This is a genomic window from Mesorhizobium liriopis (assembly GCF_024053505.1).
Classification (GTDB): domain Bacteria; phylum Pseudomonadota; class Alphaproteobacteria; order Rhizobiales; family Rhizobiaceae; genus Mesorhizobium_B; species Mesorhizobium_B liriopis.
The window spans coordinates 15,838-35,037 of the sequence record NZ_JAMXQS010000008.1 but is presented as its reverse complement, the minus strand read 5'-3'; the positions used below and the strand labels follow the sequence as shown (position 1 = coordinate 35,037).

23 protein-coding genes are annotated in these 19,200 nt (G+C 65.0%); 14 read left to right on the top strand and 9 right to left on the bottom strand.

Features of this window, described 5'->3' with window-relative positions:
- Positions 1-132 precede the first annotated feature (132 nt).
- Positions 133-1,029, bottom strand: a complete 897-nt coding sequence (locus NGM99_RS16510; RefSeq protein ID WP_252820925.1) for a LysR family transcriptional regulator — start codon at positions 1,027-1,029, stop codon at positions 133-135.
- A gap of 137 nt (positions 1,030-1,166) precedes the next feature.
- On the opposite strand from NGM99_RS16510, the gene NGM99_RS16505 reads away from it, so the two are divergent.
- On the top strand, positions 1,167-2,030 hold the full coding sequence (locus NGM99_RS16505; protein WP_252820923.1) for an SDR family oxidoreductase: 864 nt from the start codon (positions 1,167-1,169) through the stop codon (positions 2,028-2,030).
- A gap of 57 nt (positions 2,031-2,087) precedes the next feature.
- On the opposite strand, the gene NGM99_RS16500 is transcribed toward NGM99_RS16505, so the two are convergent.
- Together NGM99_RS16500 and NGM99_RS16495 are read right to left on the bottom strand one after the other, a co-directional pair.
- Positions 2,088-3,572: an HWE histidine kinase domain-containing protein gene (locus NGM99_RS16500; RefSeq protein ID WP_252820921.1), complete on the bottom strand. Its 1,485-nt coding sequence runs from the start codon at positions 3,570-3,572 to the stop codon at positions 2,088-2,090.
- 180 nt (positions 3,573-3,752) lie between these two features.
- Positions 3,753-4,289: a GNAT family N-acetyltransferase gene (locus tag NGM99_RS16495; RefSeq protein ID WP_252820919.1), complete on the bottom strand. Its 537-nt coding sequence runs from the start codon at positions 4,287-4,289 to the stop codon at positions 3,753-3,755.
- Between the two features lie 109 nt (positions 4,290-4,398).
- On the opposite strand from NGM99_RS16495, the gene hrcA reads away from it, so the two are divergent.
- From hrcA to NGM99_RS16480, 3 genes are read left to right on the top strand one after another with little or no spacing between them, the layout of a single operon-like run.
- Complete coding sequence (gene hrcA, locus NGM99_RS16490; protein ID WP_252820917.1) at positions 4,399-5,472, top strand: heat-inducible transcriptional repressor HrcA; 1,074 nt, start codon at positions 4,399-4,401, stop codon at positions 5,470-5,472.
- A gap of 44 nt (positions 5,473-5,516) precedes the next feature.
- Positions 5,517-5,852 carry a hypothetical protein gene (locus NGM99_RS16485; RefSeq protein WP_252820915.1) on the top strand — a complete coding sequence of 112 codons (336 nt, stop codon included), beginning with the start codon at positions 5,517-5,519 and terminating at the stop codon, positions 5,850-5,852.
- A 58-nt stretch (positions 5,853-5,910) separates the two neighbouring features.
- Positions 5,911-6,861: a cation diffusion facilitator family transporter gene (locus NGM99_RS16480; RefSeq protein WP_252820913.1), complete on the top strand. Its 951-nt coding sequence runs from the start codon at positions 5,911-5,913 to the stop codon at positions 6,859-6,861.
- Positions 6,862-7,006: 145 nt separating this feature from the next.
- Here the strand turns inward: NGM99_RS16480 and NGM99_RS16475 are convergent, their stop codons facing one another.
- Positions 7,007-7,513 (bottom strand): YciE/YciF ferroxidase family protein, encoded by a 507-nt coding sequence (locus NGM99_RS16475; RefSeq protein WP_252820911.1) that lies wholly within the window; start codon positions 7,511-7,513, stop codon positions 7,007-7,009.
- A 343-nt stretch (positions 7,514-7,856) separates the two neighbouring features.
- Between NGM99_RS16475 and NGM99_RS16470 the strand changes: the two genes are divergently transcribed.
- Positions 7,857-8,018, top strand: coding sequence for a hypothetical protein (locus tag NGM99_RS16470; protein ID WP_252820909.1), 162 nt, complete (start codon positions 7,857-7,859; stop codon positions 8,016-8,018).
- Positions 8,019-8,112: 94 nt separating this feature from the next.
- Here the strand turns inward: NGM99_RS16470 and cysK are convergent, their stop codons facing one another.
- Both cysK and NGM99_RS16460 read right to left on the bottom strand, forming a co-directional pair.
- Positions 8,113-9,105, bottom strand: coding sequence for a cysteine synthase A (gene cysK / locus NGM99_RS16465; RefSeq protein WP_252820907.1), 993 nt, complete (start codon positions 9,103-9,105; stop codon positions 8,113-8,115).
- A gap of 160 nt (positions 9,106-9,265) precedes the next feature.
- On the bottom strand, positions 9,266-9,883 hold the full coding sequence (locus tag NGM99_RS16460; protein ID WP_252820906.1) for a LysE family translocator: 618 nt from the start codon (positions 9,881-9,883) through the stop codon (positions 9,266-9,268).
- Positions 9,884-10,090: 207 nt separating this feature from the next.
- On the opposite strand from NGM99_RS16460, the gene rph reads away from it, so the two are divergent.
- From rph to hemW, 4 genes are read left to right on the top strand one after another with little or no spacing between them, the layout of a single operon-like run.
- Positions 10,091-10,807 (top strand): ribonuclease PH, encoded by a 717-nt coding sequence (gene rph / locus NGM99_RS16455; protein ID WP_252820903.1) that lies wholly within the window; start codon positions 10,091-10,093, stop codon positions 10,805-10,807.
- 10 nt (positions 10,808-10,817) lie between these two features.
- A complete protein-coding gene (locus tag NGM99_RS16450) occupies positions 10,818-11,231 on the top strand; it encodes a VOC family protein (RefSeq protein ID WP_252820901.1) in 414 nt (137 codons plus the stop codon).
- Positions 11,228-11,875, top strand: coding sequence for an RdgB/HAM1 family non-canonical purine NTP pyrophosphatase (gene rdgB / locus NGM99_RS16445; protein WP_252820899.1), 648 nt, complete (start codon positions 11,228-11,230; stop codon positions 11,873-11,875). Before NGM99_RS16450 ends, rdgB begins: the two co-directional genes overlap by 4 nt.
- Positions 11,875-13,032, top strand: a complete 1,158-nt coding sequence (hemW, locus tag NGM99_RS16440) for a radical SAM family heme chaperone HemW (protein ID WP_252820898.1) — start codon at positions 11,875-11,877, stop codon at positions 13,030-13,032. The genes rdgB and hemW overlap by 1 nt, the downstream gene beginning before the upstream one ends.
- On the opposite strand, the gene NGM99_RS16435 is transcribed toward hemW, so the two are convergent.
- A complete protein-coding gene (locus NGM99_RS16435; RefSeq protein ID WP_252820895.1) occupies positions 13,029-13,250 on the bottom strand; it encodes a hypothetical protein in 222 nt (73 codons plus the stop codon). The two genes, hemW and NGM99_RS16435, sit on opposite strands and share 4 nt — an antisense overlap.
- Positions 13,251-13,349: 99 nt before the next feature.
- Here NGM99_RS16435 and rsmI point away from each other — a divergent pair, with 99 nt between their 5' ends.
- From rsmI to NGM99_RS16410, 5 genes are all read left to right on the top strand, one after another.
- The gene (rsmI, locus tag NGM99_RS16430; protein WP_252821523.1) at positions 13,350-14,225 is read left to right on the top strand and encodes a 16S rRNA (cytidine(1402)-2'-O)-methyltransferase; all 876 of its coding nucleotides are present in this window, start codon (positions 13,350-13,352) and stop codon (positions 14,223-14,225) included.
- Positions 14,226-14,239: 14 nt separating this feature from the next.
- Entirely contained in the window at positions 14,240-14,635 is a 396-nt protein-coding gene (locus tag NGM99_RS16425) for a YraN family protein (protein WP_252820892.1), read from the top strand.
- 224 nt (positions 14,636-14,859) lie between these two features.
- Positions 14,860-15,156, top strand: coding sequence for a hypothetical protein (locus NGM99_RS16420; RefSeq protein WP_252820890.1), 297 nt, complete (start codon positions 14,860-14,862; stop codon positions 15,154-15,156).
- Between the two features lie 80 nt (positions 15,157-15,236).
- A complete protein-coding gene (locus NGM99_RS16415; protein WP_252820888.1) occupies positions 15,237-15,989 on the top strand; it encodes a Crp/Fnr family transcriptional regulator in 753 nt (250 codons plus the stop codon).
- A 318-nt stretch (positions 15,990-16,307) separates the two neighbouring features.
- Positions 16,308-16,823, top strand: coding sequence for a hypothetical protein (locus tag NGM99_RS16410; protein WP_252820887.1), 516 nt, complete (start codon positions 16,308-16,310; stop codon positions 16,821-16,823).
- Between the two features lie 90 nt (positions 16,824-16,913).
- Here the strand turns inward: NGM99_RS16410 and NGM99_RS16405 are convergent, their stop codons facing one another.
- Positions 16,914-17,981 carry an NAD(P)-dependent alcohol dehydrogenase gene (locus NGM99_RS16405; RefSeq protein WP_252820884.1) on the bottom strand — a complete coding sequence of 356 codons (1,068 nt, stop codon included), beginning with the start codon at positions 17,979-17,981 and terminating at the stop codon, positions 16,914-16,916.
- Positions 17,982-18,146: 165 nt separating this feature from the next.
- Complete coding sequence (locus NGM99_RS16400) at positions 18,147-19,166, bottom strand: PAS domain-containing protein (RefSeq protein ID WP_252820882.1); 1,020 nt, start codon at positions 19,164-19,166, stop codon at positions 18,147-18,149.
- Between the last annotated feature and the right edge of the window lie 34 nt (positions 19,167-19,200).

The window sequence follows — 19,200 nt, the reverse complement described above, 5'->3', positions numbered from 1 at the left end:
TAATCGTCTGTTCCTCTGCAACGGGCAGCAGCTGCCCGAGCGCTTATGCTTGGTAATGGCCTTATCCGTCGAAGGCAGATCGTTGAGCGTGCTCGCCTGCCCTGACGGATGGTAGGCTGGCACATCGAACACTCAATCACCGACATAGGCCGCCAGTTCGTCCGGGGTGCCCTGCGGAAAGGCGCTTTTGAGGTGGTCGAGGAAGGCGGAAACGCGCGTGCTGAGGAGGCGGCGCGAGGGATAAAGGGCCCAGAGCGCGATGTCCGATCCGTCCACATCGCCCCATTGAACCAGCCGGCCGGACAGGATGTCGTGACTGACGAGGGAGATGGGCAGAAGGGCGGCTCCTACGCCGGCGCGCACGGCATCGCGAACCATGACGAGCGAAGAAAGGCGAAGAACCGGATCGATGGCGATGCGCGAGCGGCCGTTCGGTGTCGTGATGGTCCAAGGCGTGTTCGCGCTGCCGGAGCCCCGCACGACCGCCGGAACGAGGGTGCCGTCATCGTGCGGCGGCGCAAGCGAGGGGCTTGCCACCGCGACGAGCCTGTCGCGCAGGAAGGCGCGGCCGACCAGGCTTTCATCCGGGGCGGGGTTCACGCGAATGACCAGATCGTAGCCCTCCTCGATCATGTCGACGGCACGGTCGTCGGTGGTCACTTCGAGCCGGACCTGCGGGTGCTTGACCGCGAAATCGGCGGCGAGCCGGCCCATCGCAGTTTGCGAAAACAGAAGCGGCGCGCTGATGCGCAAGCGACCGCGCGGGGTTTTGCCGCCCGAGGCAATCGCAGCCGCCGTTTCATCGAGCTCGGCAAGGAGCGTGCCGGTTCGCTCGAAGAGGGCGCGACCCTCTTCGGTCAGCTTGAGGATGCGCCCACCACGTTCGAAAAGACGCAAGGACAAAGACGCTTCCAGTTCCGCCACCCGCCGCGACAGTGTGGCCTTGGGGCGGTTGGCCGCGCGCGCGGCACGGCCGAAGCCTTCGTGGCGGGCGACGAGGTTGAAATCCGCAAGCGCGAGCAAATCCATGCGTTCCACCTGTGAGACGAAGCGTTCCGATATAGCATCTATCGGCTCACTATTGGATCACTAGTTTGGGTCTCAGCCAAAACGGCTCAACCGCCAGACAGGGCGATCCCCCACTGGCCCAGCAAGGAGCAAGACCCATGACCATTCTCGTGACCGGAGCCACAGGCCGCGTCGGCCGCAACGTCGTCGAGCAACTGCTCGAGCGGGGCGCGAGCGTGCGCGTTTTGACCCGCGACCCGGAAAAAGCCGGCTTCGGAGAGGGCGTCGAAGTCGCGAAAGGCGATCTGCTCGACATCGATGCGCTGCGCGCGGCATTCTCCGGGGTCTCGACGCTGTTTCTGCTCAATGCGGTGACGGGCGACGAATTCGCCCAGGCCATCATCACGCTGAACATCGCCCGCGAGGCAGGCGTTGATCGGGTCGTCTATCTTTCGGTCTTCGAAGCCGACCTCGCGGTGAACGTGCCGCATTTCGCAGTCAAGTTCGGAGCCGAGCGGATGCTGGAGGCCATGGGCTTCAGCGCGACGATCCTGAGGCCGACCTACTTCATCGACAATGAGGTGATGGTGAAGGACGTGATCGCGAACCACCATGTCTACCCGATGCCGATCGGCTCCAAGGGCGTGGCCATGGTCGATGCCCGCGACATCGCCGAGGTCGCCGCGATCGAACTGATCCGCCGCGAGCAGGCGCCGGGCAAGCTTCCGATCGAGACCATCAACCTTGTCGGCCCCGACACGCTGACGGGTAGTGATGTCGCCGCGATCTGGACGGAGTTGCTCGGGCAGACCGTGGTTTACGGCGGCGATGATCCGAGCGGGTTCGAAGCGAATATGGCAAGCTTCATGCCCAAATGGACGGCCTACGAGATGCGCCTGATGGCCGAGCGCTATGTGAGCGACGGCATGATCCCGCAAGACGGCGACCGTGAGCGCTTGGAGAATATCCTCGGCCGGCCTCTGCATTCCTATCGCGACTTCGCGGCAGGGCTTGTGGGGTGACGGGAGGGCTGGAGTGGTTGGCTCAGGGCGATGCTTAGAATCGCCCTGAGCCTCCCCCTACTTCCCCACCGGCCCGGCGAATTCTCGATGTTCGTTCAGGGCGCCTTCGATGGTGCAGTGGAGGCCTTGGGGGTGGAAGGCCATCTGGACGGTGCCGTCGACTTCGGCGGCGAGCACGCGTTCGATGAGGCGGGAGCCGAAGCCGCGGCGGTCGGGGGCGGAAACAGGCGGGCCGTTGCGCTCCTGCCAGCCGAGGCGGAAGAGCGGGTCGCCATGTGTGTCCTCTGCCACTTTCCACGAGACGGACACGATGCCCGTCTCGTTCGACCATGCGCCGTATTTGGTGGCGTTGGTGGCGAGTTCGTGGAGTGCCAGGGACAAAGCGAGCGCGAGCTTGGAGGACGGCACCATTTCGGGGCCGGAAATCTCCAGCCGGTCGGCCTCGGCATTGTGGGGCGCGAGTGCGAGCCGCACCACTTCCTGAAGCGAGGCGCTGACGCCACGCTCGCCGGTGATCAGGTCGTTGGTGCGCGCGAGCGCCACCACGCGGGAGGTGAAGCGGGTGCGCGCGTCGCGCATGTCGTCGGTGCTGCGCATGGTCTGCGCGCCGATGGCCTGGACGATGGCGAGATTGTTCTTCACCCGGTGGTTCAGCTCGTTGATCATCAGCCGCATATGCGCGTCCGAGCGGTGGCGCTCCGACACGTCGCTCGCCGTGCCGAACCATTCGGTGATCGTGCCTTCGTCATCGAGAATGGGGATGGCGCGCGAGAGCGTCCAGCCGATCGTGCCGTCGGCCTGGCGCACGCGGTGTTCGAGCTGGAACAGGCCCTTGGTCCGCACGGCCTCGTCGATGGCGGCCTGGACCAGTGGCAGATCCTCGCGCAGCAGATAGGCCTCGCGCCACCGCACCATCGGGGCGTCCTGGCTTTCCAGGATGCCGCGCCCGTCGAGCGCCTGCATCTCGGTCCAGTCGGCATTCATCCGGTAAATGGCGTCGGCGGTCGCGTTGGTGATGGCGCGGAAGCGCTCCTCGCTTCGGCGCAGGGCCGCATTGCCGAGCACCTCGCGCGTGGTCTCGTTGGTGAAGATGAAGAGGCCGGCGATGGCCCCTTGCGCGTCGAGCACGCGCGAATAGGAGAAGGTCCACCAGGTGTCGCGCGAGCCGCGATCGGTGTCGAGCTTCCAGGGCAGGTCGATGAAGCGCTTGGAGCGGCCCGCGAAAGCGTCGTCGATGATCGGCTTGGCCTGTGCCCAGGCATCCGCCCAGACCTTGTCGAAACGCTCGCCCATGGCCCAGGACAGGCGGGGGCCGAGAAGCGGGAAATAGGTCTCGTTGAAGAAGAAGTAGAGGTCGGGCTGGCCCCAGGCGAGGATCATCGATTCAGGGGAATTGAGGATCAGGCTGAGGGCCGAGCGGAACGCTTCGGGCCAGGTTTCGGGGGCCCCAAGCGGATGGCCGGTCCAGTCGCGCTCGCGGATCATGCGCGCGGCCTCGCCGCCGCCGGCCAGGAATGCCAGAGGATCGCGGGGCTCGGTCATGAGTGAGGCTGGGACGCGCGGCCGCTAAGGGCGGCGCGTGGATTCGAAGGCATCGGCAGAAATTCGGTCTCGCACGCGGGTTCGGCGCGATATCTGAAGCGGCGTGCCCGTTCTGGCAAGGGCTTCAGGCAAAGCGCCGACGCACAATCAAGTCACTGCGGGTAAGTCAGTGCGGGCGGGTCATCGCAGCGTCTTGAAGAAGAAGGCGGTGTCGCAGGGGCGGCCGTCGGGCCAGAGCGCGAAGCCCGGCACGCGGCCGACTTCCTGCCAGCCGAGACGGGTGTAGAGGCGATAAGCGGGCGTGTCGGGCACGGTGTCGAGCACGAGCAGCGTGCGGTCGAGCCGGCGCGCTTCGGCTTCGACCGCCTCCATCAGCCCCTGCGCCACGCCCCGGTTGCGGGCGCCGCGGTGAACCAGCACCTTGGCGACATCGGCGCGGTGGGGCTGGTTCTCGGGCAGGCCTGTGACGAGTTGGGCGGTGCCGACGATCCGGCCCTCCTGCTCGGCGACGAGGACGACCGCATCGCCATTTGCCGCGCGGGTGGCCACGCCCTGCCAGAAGCGGTCAGCGGTTTCGGGCGCCATCGGGGCCATGAAGGACACGGACGCGCCGCCATGGACGCAGTCGAGGAGGACCGCCGAGAGTTCGGGGATCCTTTCTCGCACCTTTTCGGGCGAAAGCGTGCGGATAGTGATCGGGGCGGCGAGGTCGGGCATGAGAGGCGCTGTTCGTGTGTGAAGAAAACGAGGTGTGATCAATCGTGTGGTTGCAGCCGTGTCTTGCAAGAAATATTCCAGAAGAGGACCAAGGAAGCTCGAACCGGCCATGAACAAGCCGCTCCACCACGAACCGGACCTGCGCGCGCTGGACAGGCGCACGCGCGACATCTTCCGGCTGATCGTCGACTCGTTTCTTTCCGATGGCGAACCGCTCGGCTCGCGCAACCTCGCGCGGATGCTTCCCGCTTCGCTTTCGCCCGCGACCGTGCGCAATGTGATGAGCGATCTGGAGCATCTCGGGCTGATCTATGCGCCGCATATTTCGGCCGGGCGGCTGCCGACCCAGAAAGGCCTGCGCTTCTTCGTGGACGCCTTCATGGAGATGGGCAGCCTGTCGGACGACGAGCGCATCCAGATCGAAAGCCAGCTGGGTGCGCGGGGCACGGGCGGCACGGTGGAGCATATGCTGACCGAGGCCAGCCAGATGCTGTCGGGCATGTCGCGCGGTGCCGGGCTGGTGCTGGCCGCCAAGGCCGAAACCGCGCTCAAGCATATCGAGTTCATCCAGCTCGAGCCGACGCGGGGCCTGGCGATCCTGGTCGCCCAGAACGGCGACGTCGAGAACCGCGTGATCGAGCTGCCGCTCGGCATCACCGCCTCGCAATTGCAGGAGGCGTCGAATTTCCTGAACGCGCATATTCGCGGGCGCACGCTGGTGGAAGCGCGGACGGAAATCTCGCGCATCCGCAAGGAAACACAGGCAGCCCTCGACAGCCTCGCCGAAACCATGGTCGAGCAGGGGCTGGCCGTGTGGGCCGGCTCGGATGGCGGCCAGCCCTCGCGGCTGATCGTGCGGGGGCGCGCGAACCTGCTCGAAGGCATGTCGGCGGGTGCGGACCTCGATCTCCTCAAGCACCTCTTCGAGGATCTGGAAACGCAGGACGGGCTTTTGCAGCTGCTCGACTTCGCCGAGGAAGGCTCGGGCGTGCGCATCTTCATCGGCTCGGAGAACAAGCTGTTCTCGCTGTCGGGTTCGAGCCTCGTGGTGGCGCCCTACCGGGACGAGAAATCGCGCGTGGTGGGCGCGCTCGGGGTGATCGGTCCGACGCGGCTGAACTATGCGCGGATCGTGCCCATGGTGGACTACACGGCACAGGCGATCTCGCGGCTGCTGCGCTAGCCGGAAGCGTTGCAAAACAAGGGCTTGATCCCCATATCAGGCCCATGGAAACCCATTCAAACAAGGCTATCGAGGACGCCCCGCGCGACGAGGGCAACTGGCGCGTTCTGCCCTTCGAAGGGCATTTCGAGTTCGCCTATCTCGACGTCGCGGGCCGCCCGAGCCTGCGCCATGTGCATGCGCTCGAAGTGAAGGTGGGACCGGCCAAGCTGCTGTTGGGCGGGGTGGACGAGGAGACCGGCACCTATCGCGGCTTCCGCGTGGACCGCATCGGCACGCTCAAGGATGCCGAGACCGGCGAGGTCGTTTCCCGAAACATCCTCGACTGGCTCCTGAAACGCGCCGAACGCCATGCCCGCCGCAGGCCCAGGGCGGCCTGAGCCTCTTTCCCTCGCCTCCCGCCGCGCCATCTAAGCCGTCTCACGGAAGGCAGACGGCATGGCATCTCAATCGGGTTCGAAGACCGTCATCTATGCCGCGCTCGTCGGCAATTTCCTGATCGCCGCGACCAAGTTCGTCGCCGCCTTCTTCACCGGCTCCTCGGCCATGCTGTCGGAAGGCATTCACAGCCTGGTCGATACAGGAAACGGCTTTCTGCTTCTCTACGGCATGAAGCGCGCGGCGCGGCCTGCGGACCGGACGCATCCGTTCGGGCATGGGCGCGAGCTTTATTTCTGGTCCTTCGTGGTGGCGCTCCTGATCTTCGCGCTGGGCGCGGGCGTGTCGTTCTATGAAGGCGTGGTCCATATTCTCGATCCCGAGCCGATCGAGAACCCCATCGTGAACTATGTGGTGCTGGGGCTTTCGATTCTGTTCGAGGGCGGGTCGTGGCTGATCGCGCTCAAGGAGTTCCGCCACGCCAAGGGGGCGCTCGGCTGGTGGCAGGCAGTGCGGCAGAGCAAGGATCCGACGGTTTACACCGTGCTCTTCGAAGACTCCGCCGCTCTGATCGGGCTTCTGATCGCACTCGTCGGCATCACGCTGGCGCAGGTGCTGGAGATACCGGAACTCGACGGCGTAGCCTCGCTCGGCATCGGCCTGCTGCTCGCGGCCACCGCCGTGTTTTTGGCGCGCGAGGCCAAGGGGCTCCTGATGGGCGAAGCGGCAGCACCGGAGGTGCAGGACCGCGTGCTGGCCATCGCGCAGGCCGACCCGGCCGTGCAGCAGGCCAACGGGGTCGTCACCGTTCATCTCGGGCCGAACCAGATCGTGGCGGCCCTTTCCGTCGAGTTCGAGGACGCGGCGAGCATCGGTGAGGTCGAGGCTTGCGTGGAACGCATCGAAAAGCGGCTACGCGAGGAGATGCCCCAGATTTCGGGCCTGTTCATCAAGCCGCAGACCGCGGCGCGCTGGCAGGCCAAGGCGGCACGGATCGAAGCGGCGGGCTGAGCTTGGCGGCCGAGAAGTTGGGTAACGGAGCCCTGGGCGGTGCCTTTCGGCGAACATTACGTCGCGAGACATATCCTCCCCACCCCCCATAGAAAAAGAGGCCGGCTGAGACCGGCCCCTTTCGCAGTTCGACTGGAGCGAATGCTTACTCGGCGGCCTGCAGGTTCACGCCGCCTTCGGCGATCTGCGTCAGCTTCTTGTCGGTCGCTTCTTCCTCGGCGAGGTTCTGTGCGAGCACCGCAGCGCAGTCGTCGCGGCCGAGCTGCTTGGCCCAGGCGATCAGCGTGCCGTAGCGGGTGATCTCGTAATGCTCGACGGCCTGGGCGGCCGCGATGAGCGCCGCGTCGAGCACCTTCGGATCGGCTACTTCGCCGGCCACCTCGTTGGCTTCCTTGATGATGCCGTCGATGGCCGGGCAGGTGACGGCCTTGACCTTCTGGTCATGCATCTCGAACACCTGTTCGAGGCGCTGGATCTGCGTCTCGGTTTCCTTGAGATGCTTGTCGAAGCCGGCCTTGAGATCGGGTGCCGAGGCCTTCTTGATCATGTCAGGCAGCGCCTTCTTGATCTGGTTCTCGGCGTAATAGATGTCCTGCAACTGGTGGACGAAGAGATCGTCCAGCGTTTTGATGTCCTTCGAGAAAAGGCCCATGACATTCCTCCTTGGCTGGCCGCGCCTGTTCGGGCAGGCGTCGAGACAGTCGGTTATCGGGGTGCGAACGGGGCGACCCCGCCCGGCTCGGCTCCCCAACGCTTGCCCCAGACCCAGGTTCCGCCGAGGAACCGCTTTCCCCAAAAGGCCCGTTGCCCGAAAGACACGTTTCGGAATTCGCGGCCTGACGGATACTTCGTGCTTACGCAGCGACACAATGCGGACACGCTTGGAGGCGCAGAAAGGTGGCGCGAACAGTGACCGGATTCACATTCCATTCACCGGTTTGCGGTTAACAACGGCTTGCTGGCGGTGGGGGCCGAAAGCAATGGAAACGAAGGTCATGCGTGTTTTCAGAAAGGTCGCGAGCATCGCGGCATCGGTTCGCGAGTTCATAGCCCCCACATATCGCCCGGAGCGCCATTACATGCGTGGCCCCGGCCCGGCCTGTGCCCGCCGCTCGCCGATGGGCGGCACGCCGCTGACCACCTTCAACGTGCGCTGAGCGCTTCCGCCCTCTTCATACGGTCGGCAGAACGAAAACGCGCGAGGCTTTCGGCCCCGCGCGTCATATTTGAAGAAGCCGGCTGAAAGTGGCGTCAGGCGCCCAGTCCCTCGAACAGGATCGTCGACAGGTACCGTTCCGCGAAGGACGGGATGATGATCACGATGTTCTTGCCCTCGTTCTCGGGCCGCGAACCCACTTCCACGGCGGCCTGAAGTGCTGCGCCCGAGGAAATGCCCACCGGAATGCCTTCGAGGCGGGCGAGCAGCCGTGAATTGGCGACCGACTCGTCGTTCGACACGGTGATGATCTCGTCATAAATGCCCGTATCGAGCACCTTGGGCGCGAAGCCGGCACCGATGCCCTGAATCTTGTGCGGGCCCGGCTGGCCGCCGGACAGAACCGGCGAGGCCTCGGGCTCGACCGCCACCACATGGAGGTCGGGCTTCCGACCCTTGATCACCTGACCCACCCCGGTGATCGTGCCGCCCGTGCCGATGCCCGCGATGAAGATGTCGATGGCGCCGTTGGTGTCGTTCCAGATTTCTTCCGCGGTGGTCTGACGGTGGATTTCCGGATTGGCCGGGTTCTCGAACTGCTGCGGAATGACCGCGTTGGGAATGGTCGCGGCCAGCTCGTCCGCCTTGGCGATGGCGCCCTTCATGCCCTTAGGTCCTTCGGTCAGCACCAGTTCCGCGCCGAGCAGCGCCAGCATCTTGCGGCGCTCGACCGACATCGTTTCGGGCATGGTGAGGATCAGCTTGTAGCCCTTGGCGGCGGCCGCGAAGGCCAGCGCGATGCCGGTATTGCCGGAGGTCGGCTCGATCAGCGTGGTTTCGCCCGGCTTGATGCGTCCGTCGCGCTCGAGCGCTTCCAGCATGGCGACGCCGATACGGTCCTTGACGCTGGCGATGGGGTTGAAGAATTCGAGCTTGGCGAGAAGGTTCGCCTTTACGCCCTTCTCGCGCGCGAACTTGTCGATGCGCACGAGCGGCGTGTCGCCGATGGTCTGCGTGATGGAATCATAAACGCGCCCCCGGCCCGGAGCTTTCTTGGTGTCATTGGCCGGCACAAAAGCCTGATTCATCGCTTCGCTCCCGTTTCTTTCCTCGGATCAGAGCGCCAAGATAGAGCGAGCGGCGAAAAAATTCGAGCGGGGATGACGCGAGACGCGGTGGAGGACCGGAAGGTTTTTCCTCTTTTCGGGCGTTTGGGAGAATGCGGACGCTGTTGAAGGCCACCGAAAATCAGGAACGCGCGGCAATCGCCGCCGCAGCCCCCACCATGAAGGTCGCCGCCGTGCGGTTGAGAAGCTTCAGCGCGCGCGGCATCTGAAGCAGCCAGCGGGCACGGGCGGCGAGGAGCAGATAGGGCACGAGAACGACCAGCAGAACCGCGACCGTCAGGCTCGCAAGCACGAGATAGTCGGGCACGGTGATGGCATGCAGATCGATCACGGTCGGCAGGATCGCGAGGTAGAACACCATGGTCTTCGGATTGCCAAGGGTGAGCACGAGGCCTGACAAGGCGCTGGCGAACAATCCGTCCCGCGAGCGCATCGCCTCGATGCGCTCCGGGGTGATGCCGGTGCGCCAGAAGCACCAGCCGAGCCAGGCGAGGTAGAGGACGCCGAGCCATTTGACGAGAAGAAACACCGTCCCGAAACTCTGCGCCACCAGCGCCAGCCCCAGCACCACGGCGGTGAGGTAAGTGAGATCGCCCAGCACCAGACCGAGGCTCATGGCCAGCGCCGAGCGGAAGCCGGACCCGAGCGTGCGGGCAACCAAGGCCGTGATGCCGGGTCCGGGAATGGCCGCGGCCAGCCCCAGCGCACCGCAATAAGCGAGATAGCCGGCGAGGTTCATGGAAGCGAACTCCAATGGAGCCCTCTTCTCTCACTTTCCTCGACCGCAGGGAAGGGTTGCACGCGATGCCTGACCGCACGCCGATCGGCGCCCTCGCCCGTTCGCGCAACGCTTCCCGTTGGCTGATCCGCGAGCTTCCGCTCTTCCTTGCCTCCCCTGCCCCGACCCGCTAAACCGCGCCGATTCTCCGCTATCCGGTTTATTTTCATGCGACCATCCAAACGCCAGCCCGATGAAATGCGCGCGGTTTCGTTCGAGCGAAACGTCTCGCGCCATGCCGAGGGCTCGTGCCTCGTGAAGTTCGGGGACACGCATGTGCTGTGCACCGCGAGCCTCGAGGAGCGCGTGCCGGCCTGGCTCAGGAATGGCGGCAAGGGATGGGTGACGGCCGAATACGGCATGCTGCCGCGCTCCACGCATGACCGCATGCGGCGCGAGGCGTCGTCCGGCAAGCAGGGCGGGCGGACGCTCGAAATCCAGCGGCTGATCGGGCGCTCGCTTCGCGCGGTGGTGGATCTGCCGGCTCTGGGCGAAGTGCAGATCACGGTGGACTGCGACGTGCTGCAGGCCGATGGCGGCACGCGCACCGCCGCCATTTCGGGCGGCTGGGTCGCCCTGCACGATTGCTTGCGCTGGATGGAAGCGCGCTCGATGATTTCGGTCGACAAGGTCCTGAAGGACCATGTGGCCGCCGTGTCCTGCGGCATCCATGAGGGCGCGCCGGTGCTCGACCTCGACTATCCGGAAGATTCGGCGGCCGGCACGGATGCGAATTTCGTGATGACGGGCAAAGGCGGGATCGTGGAAATCCAGGGCACGGCCGAGCACGAGCCGTTCTCGGAGGCCGAGTTCGGGCAGCTTCTGGGACTGGCGCGAAAAGGGATCTCGCGCATCGTTTCCTTGCAGCAGCTGGCGGTGGCCTGAGGGCAAGGCGATGACGCCCGCAGGCATTCTCGAAGCGGCGCTTTACGCCACCGATCTCGACGCGGCGACGTGGTTCTATGGCGAGGTGCTGGGGCTCGAAGAGATCGCGCGTGTCGAGGGGCGGCACGTGTTCTTTCGCTGCGGCCAAGGCGTGGTGCTGGTGTTCAACCCGAACGCCACGGTGGTGCCGCCGGCACCCGACGCCAAGCTGCCGGTGCCGCCGCATGGCGCCCGGGGCCCGGGGCATCTCTGCTTTCGCGCAAGCTCCAGTGAGATAGAAGCGTGGACTGCGCGGCTGGACGCGCAAGGGGTCAAGGTCGAGGCCGCGTTCGCGTGGCCGCAAGGCGGCCGCTCGATCTACTTTCGCGATCCGGCGGGCAATTCGCTGGAATTCGCCGAGCCACGCATCTGGAGCATGGAATGACAGCCGATCTTTCCGCGAAGACCATCGTGGTCGCGACGCACAATGAGGGCAAGCGCAAGGAGTTTGCCGAGTTGATGGCGCCGTTCGGCTTTTCGGCACGCTCGGCCGGCGAATATGGGCTGCCCGAGCCCGAGGAAACCGGCACGACCTTCGAGGAGAACGCGTTCATCAAGGCGGAAGCGGCGGCCAAGGCCACCGGGCTCCCGGCCTTGTCGGACGATTCGGGCCTCTGCATCGACGCGCTCGACGGCGAGCCCGGCGTTTATACGGCGGACTGGGCGACGCAAAGCGACGGCAAGCGCGACTTCGGCAAGGCCATGCAGCGCGCGGAAGATGCGATGCAGGCGAAGGGTGCGACGGCGCCCGCGCAGCGCAAGGGACGCTTCGTTTCGGTGCTGTGCCTGGCTTTCCCGGACGGCACGGCGGAATATTATCGCGGCGAGGTCGAGGGCACGCTGGTGTGGCCGCCAAAGGGCGAGCGCGGGTTCGGCTATGACCCGGTGTTCCTGCCTGACGGGCACGCGCGCACCTTCGGCGAGATGGAAAGCCAGGAGAAGCACGGGCTGAAGGCGGACGGCTCCGAGCCGCTGTCGCACCGGGCGCGGGCATTCCAGAAATTCGGGAAAGCGCGCCTAGGGCTCTGATGACGCTCAACCTCGATCCGGGCTTCGGCATCTATCTCCATTGGCCCTTCTGCGCGGCCAAATGCCCGTATTGCGACTTCAACAGCCATGTGCGCCACAAGCCGGTGGACCAGGAACGCTTCGTGCGCGCCTTCACGCGCGAGCTCGAGCACCTGCGCGAGCGAACCGGCCCGCGCGAGGCGGTGAGCATCTTTTTGGGCGGCGGCACGCCCTCGCTGATGAAGCCCGAAACGGTGGGCGCGCTGCTCGACACCGTGGCGCGGCTCTGGACGGTGCGCTCGGACGCGGAAATCACGCTCGAGGCCAATCCGTCATCGGTGGATGCGGACCGGTTTCGCGGCTATCGCCTTGCCGGCGTCAATCGCGTGTCGCTGGGCGTGCAGGCGCTGAACGATCCGGACCTGCGTTTCCTGGGCCGCCTGCATGGCGTGGACGAGGCCAAGCGGGCGATAGCGCTCGCACGGGAAACATTCCCGCGCATGTCGTTCGACCTGATCTATGCGCGGCCGAACCAGACGCCGGAGGCATGGGGGCGCGAGCTCGAAGAAGCGATCGGCCTAGCGGCGGATCACCTCTCGCTCTACCAGCTGACCATCGAGGAAGGCACGGCCTTCTACGGGCTGCACCAGCGCGGCAAGTTCGCGGTGCCCGATGGCGAAACGGGGGCCGAGCTTTACCGGGTCACGCAGGAAGTCACGGCGGCCAACGGGTTGCCGGCCTATGAAATCTCCAACCATGCACGGCCCGGCGCGGAAAGCCGGCACAATCTCGTTTACTGGCGCTATGGCGAGTATGTGGGCGCGGGCCCCGGCGCGCATGGTCGGTTCAAGGAAAAGGGCCGGCGTATCGTGACGATGACCGAGCGCCTGCCTGAAGCCTGGGCGGCACTCGTCGAAGAAAAAGGCCACGGCATCGTCGATGGCGAGCGGCTCGATTCCGAGGAAGAAGCCGACGAGTTCCTCTTGATGGGGCTCAGACTGGCGGAGGGCATCGATCTCGACCGCTACGAAAAGCTCGCCGGACGCCCGCTTTCCAACCGCCAGATCGGCAACCTCCTTTCGGAAGGGCTGATCGCACCGGTGGGCAATTCGCGCATTCGCGCCACACCTTCGGGGATGATCGTGCTCGACGCGCTGGTGGCGGATCTGGCGCGCTAGTCGCGTAGCCGTACGACCTTGGCGTCTTGTTTTTCTGCGAGGACCCCGCGCTCGACCTGCACTTCGGTGCGGTCGATTTTCGCGTCACGATCGCGCGTTTCGGCTTTCTCGGGGAACGGGGCCTTGCGGCCTTCGTAGTAAGCATCGAAAACGTCGCATACGATCAGCGTGTTCATGCCTATGCCCTTTTCCACCATCGCCAGTAATTCGCGAGGCACGGTCCGCGTTCCTTTCGCGGGCAGGCTTTGCGATATTTTTCGGCAAATGCCGAACGATGAGGCAGGCAAGTGAGCGACGGCCACGAAGCGCGGAGCTTCATGATCGGGGCGACGGAGATCCGGGCGCGGCCGATCGAGCCGGGGCTGCATCTCGTCGCGACCCCGATCGGCAATCTCGGCGACATCACCATCCGCGCGCTGGAAACGCTGGCGGGCGCCGATCTCGTGGCCTGCGAGGACACGCGCGTAACGCGCGTGCTGCTCGACCGCTACGGCATCAAGCGGCGCACGCTCGCCTATCACGAGCACAATGCGGCGGAGGCCGGTCCGAAGCTTTTGGCGGCGCTGGAACAGGGGCAGAGCGTGGCGCTGGTTTCGGATGCGGGCACGCCGCTCGTGTCGGATCCGGGCTTCCGGCTGGTGGGATCGGTGCTGGAGCGCGGGCTGAAGGTGGTGCCCGTGCCGGGGCCGTCCGCCGTGCTCGCGGCGCTGACCGCGTCGGGCCTGCCGACCGACAGTTTTCTGTTCGCCGGCTTCCTGCCGGTGAAGGCCGGTGCGCGCAAGACGCGGCTCGAAGCGCTCAAGAGCGTGCAGGCGACGCTGGTGTTCTTCGAATCCCCGCGCCGGCTGGACGACACGATGCCGGCGATGGCGGCGGTGCTGGGCGAAGGCCGCGAGGCGGTGGTGGCGCGCGAACTGACCAAGGCCTTCGAGGAACTGCGCCGGGGAACGCTGGGCGCGCTGGCGGAATTCTACAGCAATGCGGATGCGCCCAAGGGCGAAGTGGTGATCTGCGTCGGCCCACCGGCCGAAAACAGCGCGGTCGCAGGCGCCGAAGACATCGACAGGCTGTTGCGCCAGCTGGGCGCCGAGATGGGCGCGAGCAAGGCTGCGGCGGAAGCCGCGAAACTGACCGGGCGGCCCAAAGGCGAGCTGTTCAAGCGGCTGGTGGACCTCAAAAGCGAGGCTGGATAAGGACAAGAGGGACGATGGCGTCCAAGCAGACCGGGCCCCAGCTCAAACGCCCGCCGGCCGATCCGAAACGGCTCAAGGCCTATCGCCAGGGGCATTCCGGCGAATGGTGGGCGGCGCAGGCCTTGCGGCTGAAAGGCTTCAGGATCGTGGCCAGGCGCTACCGCACGCCACTGGGCGAGATCGACCTGATCGCCCGGCGCGGCGATCTCGTTTTGATCGTGGAAGTGAAGCGGCGCCGGACGCTTCAGGCGGCGATGGAGGCGGTAACCCAGCACGCCCAGCACCGCATCCTGAATGCTTCCAATCTCTGGCTCGCCCGACAGGTGGGCGCCTCGCGGCTGTCGCTGCGCTATGACCTCGTGGCCGTCCTGCCCTGGCGCTGGCCGGTGCATGTGCCGGGGATTTTTTGAGCGCACGAGAGCGACGGGCCACTCCTCTTCGTCACGACCAGCTCCCCTGATCGAATCCAGCCGAGGCGTCACTGGCCGCCCCGCGGATCGGTGATGCCCGCGCGATCATCGGGCGGCATCGTCGCAATCCCGGTAAAAACGAACGCGGCGTTCCCATGAAAGGTTAATGCGAGGTGTCTCCGCTTGGGTGAAGCCTGCTGTCTGCTTTCAGGGAAGGTTCGAGCATGACTTCAGTCAGCACACCCCAGGCTGCGATCAGTCGCTACATGGAAGCGCGCTGCCGCTCGCAATGGCCGATCTCGATCGCCGAAGCGGTCAAGATCGTTCGGGAGAACCTGTCCGATCTCGATCTGCATGACGACGATCTGGCGGAAATGGTCTGCATCGCGGCTGTGCAGACGGGGCATGCGGTGAGCTTCGACGCCGATCTTCTGCGCAACCCCATCGGCGGCCGGATCGGGCCCTCGGACCGCACCGAAGCGGCCGGCTCCGAACGCGCGGAAAGCGGCGGCAACCATTGACGCTAAGCCGCGCATGGCGTCGGCAATAGCGAAATCATCTCATCTGATGTAGTCTCAGGCACTCATTTGAGGAACGAGCCATGCCGAATGCACTCGTCCGCAAGCTGGAGGGTTATGCGCCGCTCGAAGTCAGTGACCGGGAGCGGTTGCTGAACGTCTGCGAGAAGACAGCGGTGGTTGAAGCCGACCGATACATCACCCGCGCCGGCGACAGCCCGAAAGACGTGGTGGTGATCCTCGAAGGCTTGGCGGTGCGCAGCAAATTGCTGCGTGATGGACGCCGGCAAATCCTCGCCTTTCTGGTCGCGGGCGATTTTTGCGACCTGCATGTGGCAGTGCTCGACCGGATGGATCACGATATTCTCGCCATCATGCCATGCACGGTCGCGCGGATTTCCCGGAATGCGGTCCAGGAAATGACCGAAACGCGGCCCAGGCTCGCCAAGGCGCTGTGGTGGTGCACGCTGGTGGACGAGGCGACCCTGCGCGAATGGCTGGTCAATCTCGGCCAGCGCGATGCCGAACAGCGGATCGCTCACCTGTTCTGCGAGTTGCAGACGCGGCTGCAGGCGGTCGAACTGACGACGGACGGTTCGTTCGGCCTGCCGATCACGCAGGACGAGCTCGGCGACGCGATGGGGCTTTCAGCCGTTCACGTGAACCGGAGCCTGAAAGCCCTGCGCGATGCGGGACTGGTGAGCTTTCGGGGCCGGACCATCCACATTCCCGACATCGAACGGCTGCAGAACTTCGCCGACTTCGACCCGAGCTACCTGCACCTGCGGCACGGCCCCGAGGCGGAGAGTCCGGTGCCCCTGCTCCGGCAGGCCTGAAGCCAGCCGGTTCAGTGAAGCACCGGCTTTCTCGGTCACAGCGTCCGGATCGCTCGAAGCGGCGATCCATTGAGCGGCTCGCCGCGCAGCGGCTTCCGGGCCGACCGGCTTGACAATGCCCTCCTTGATACGGGCCCGATTTCGTGTCTCCGCTCCCATGCGGTGGCCCGTCATCGTCTTTGTCTGGATCGACCAGAGCTCGTGTGATCGTTCTACCATCCCGTATGCCAAGCCAGTATCACTCGGTAAAAATTGAGAACACGATGTAATGGGTCGTCAGTAGAATGCAGTATATCTCCGTCTGGCATGGAGATTGAAATGAACCGGCCAAGTGGAGAAACTCTTGCCATACGCGCATCTGTTCTGCGCAATCTCGTTGCCGGGGCTTGTGCGGGAATGCTCGCGACCTACGCGATCTATTTAAGTATCGGCGCCCTCGATCCGGATTGGCACGCTAGCCGCAGTGTCATCAAATTACTTGAGCTGTTGCCGCCAGTTCCACGGTCGGGTCTGCTTCTGGCTTTTGCGCTACTTCTTGGAGCATTCGCCTTTGGATTGCTGCGACTATCTGCCAGCAATACAGCTCTTCATCTCTCACATACCGGTGGAATGGTGCTCGGCGCCTACGGCTGGGTAAAGTTTGCTTGGCGCGATGTGCAGAGCATCAGCGTGGACTCCCGCTTAGGAGGACGCATACAGCTACGATTTGCCAAGCTGCCGCTTCTGTATCGCATCCTCATGACAAACGAGGTTGTCGTGCTGCTGGATAGTGAAAGCGTCGGGCATGTCATGCCCTTTCTTCAAGCCCACTGCCCGGAAGTGCTGAAAGCTTAACGCGTCGGAATGTCACAACAGCATTGCCGCCAATAACTTGGATGGAAACGCCGGCCTTCGGGGCCGGCGTCTGGGTGTTTTCGAGAAGCGTTACGCCGCCTGCTTCGGGGCTTCGAGCGAGGCCATGTCGATCACGAAGCGGTAGTGCACGTCGCCCTTCACGGTGCGCTCGAAGGCGTCGTTGATGTCGGCCATCTTGATCGTCTCGATGTCGCAGGTGATGCCGTGCTCGGCGCAGAAGTCGAGCATCTCCTGGGTTTCCTTGATGCCGCCGATCAGCGAGCCGATCACCGACTTGCGGCCGATGATGAGCTGCGCGCCCGACACCGGCGGGTCGAGCGGGCCGACCACGCCGACGATGATCAGCGTGCCGTCGCGCTTGAGGCTGGCGACATAAGGGTTGACGTCATGCGGCACGGGAACGGTGTCGAGGATGAAGTCGAACGTGCCCGCGACCGCCTTCATCTGCTCTTCGTCGGTGGAAAGAACGACATTCGTGACGCCCAAAGCGCGGGCTTCCGCTTCCTTGGAGGGCGAGCGGGTGAAGAGCGTGACTTCGGCGCCCATCGCGACGCCGAACTTGATGCCCATATGGCCCAGACCACCCAAGCCGACGACCGCGAGCTTGTGGCCCTTGCCGAGCTTGACGTGGCGCAGCGGGGAAAAAGTGGTGATGCCGGCGCACAGAAGCGGGGCGGCGGCGGCGAGGTCGAGATTGTCCGGCATGCGCAGGACGAACTTGTCGCGCACCACGATCTGGTTGGAATAGCCGCCATAGGTCGGCGTGCCGTCGCGGCGGTCCTTGTCGGCATAGGTCTGGGTCATGCCGTTGAGGCAGTATTGCTCGAGGCCTTCCGCGCAGGACGGGCATTCCTGGCACGAATCGACCATGCAGCCGACGCCGACGGCGTCGCCCACCTTGAAGCCGGACACCCTGGAGCCGACCTCGACCACGCGGCCGACGATCTCGTGGCCGGGCACCAGCGGATAGCTCGCCCAGCCCCAGTCGTTGCGGGCCTGGTGGATATCGGAATGGCAGACGCCGCAATGGGTGATCTCGATGCGCACATCGTCGTCGCGCACGTCGCGGCGCTCGAAGCTCCAGGGCTTCAGGGGCTCGGACGCGTCGGAACAGGCAAAACCATAGCTCGGGTTCATGAAAAATCCTCGGTTTGAAAAGGCTGCGGCGGCGCGAAGTCCGCCGGGATGCGGAAACGCCGTGCGAGGGCAGAGGTAAGCGGGTCCGGGTGGATTACCAGAGCGCGGCGACAGGAAAACGACCGCAGGCCGGCCGAGCGCCGCGGCCAGTCAGTGAAGAGGAATTCAGTGAAGAGGAATATCGAGCGTCACCTGCGTGCCGACGGACAGGCGGTCCACGGACAAGCGGGCGTCGAGGCCGTTGACGAGGGAGCGGACGATGCGGCCGCCGAGCGAACCGCTTTCGGGCCAATGGCGGTTTTCGGGCATGCCGACCCCGTCATCGACCACCTGCAAGCGAATGCCGCCGTCACGGCGGCGCAAGGTGACATCGACCAGCCCGTGCATGCGGGCCGCAAAGGCGTGCTGATAGGCGTTGGTAAGGATTTCGGACAGGATCAAGCCGATCTGGGCGGCGATCTCGAGCCGGCTTTCCACGAACTCCACATCGACATTGGTGCGGATGCCGCCGCCGGAACCCAGGTAAGACACGGCGGAGGCCACGCGCGTGACATAGGCGCCGAGCGCGACCTTCTCGTCGGACACCGAGCCGACGCCGTTGTCCGACATTTCCTGATAGAGCAGCTGGAGCGACTCCACGCGCCGCGCGAGGTTGAGAAAGTCCTGCTGCGGGTTGGTGGTCGCCGCGCGCGACTGGGTGCGGATCATGGACACCACCATGGCGAGGTGGTTCTTGACGCGATGGGTCACCTCGCGCAGTGGCATATCATCGCTGCCGCCCGCGATAGTCGCTTCGCGGCGCGAGCCCAGAAGGCGCTGCACGCCCATATGGAACTGCACATCGCCCGCCTCGTCGAGCAGCGGCACGACATGAAGGCGATTCCAGAACGGGACACCATCGGCGCGGTAGTTGAGGAGGTCGACGGTCACTTCCTCGCGCGCGGCGATCCTGGCGCTCAAATGGGCGATGGTTTCGCGGTTGGTATCGGCACCTTGCAGGAAGCGGCAGTTGCGGCCGATGGCGGAAGCACGGCTATAACCGGTGACGGCCTCGAAGGCACGGTTCACATAGATGATCGGGTCGTCTTCGAGATGCGGATTGGTGAGCACCAGTGCCAGCGGCACATGCGACAAAGCGAGAGAGTGAACGTCCCGCTCCTCCAGCCTCGCCACCTGCTTGTCCATCCGCCCTCGCACTCGTTCGGGCGATCACCGTCCC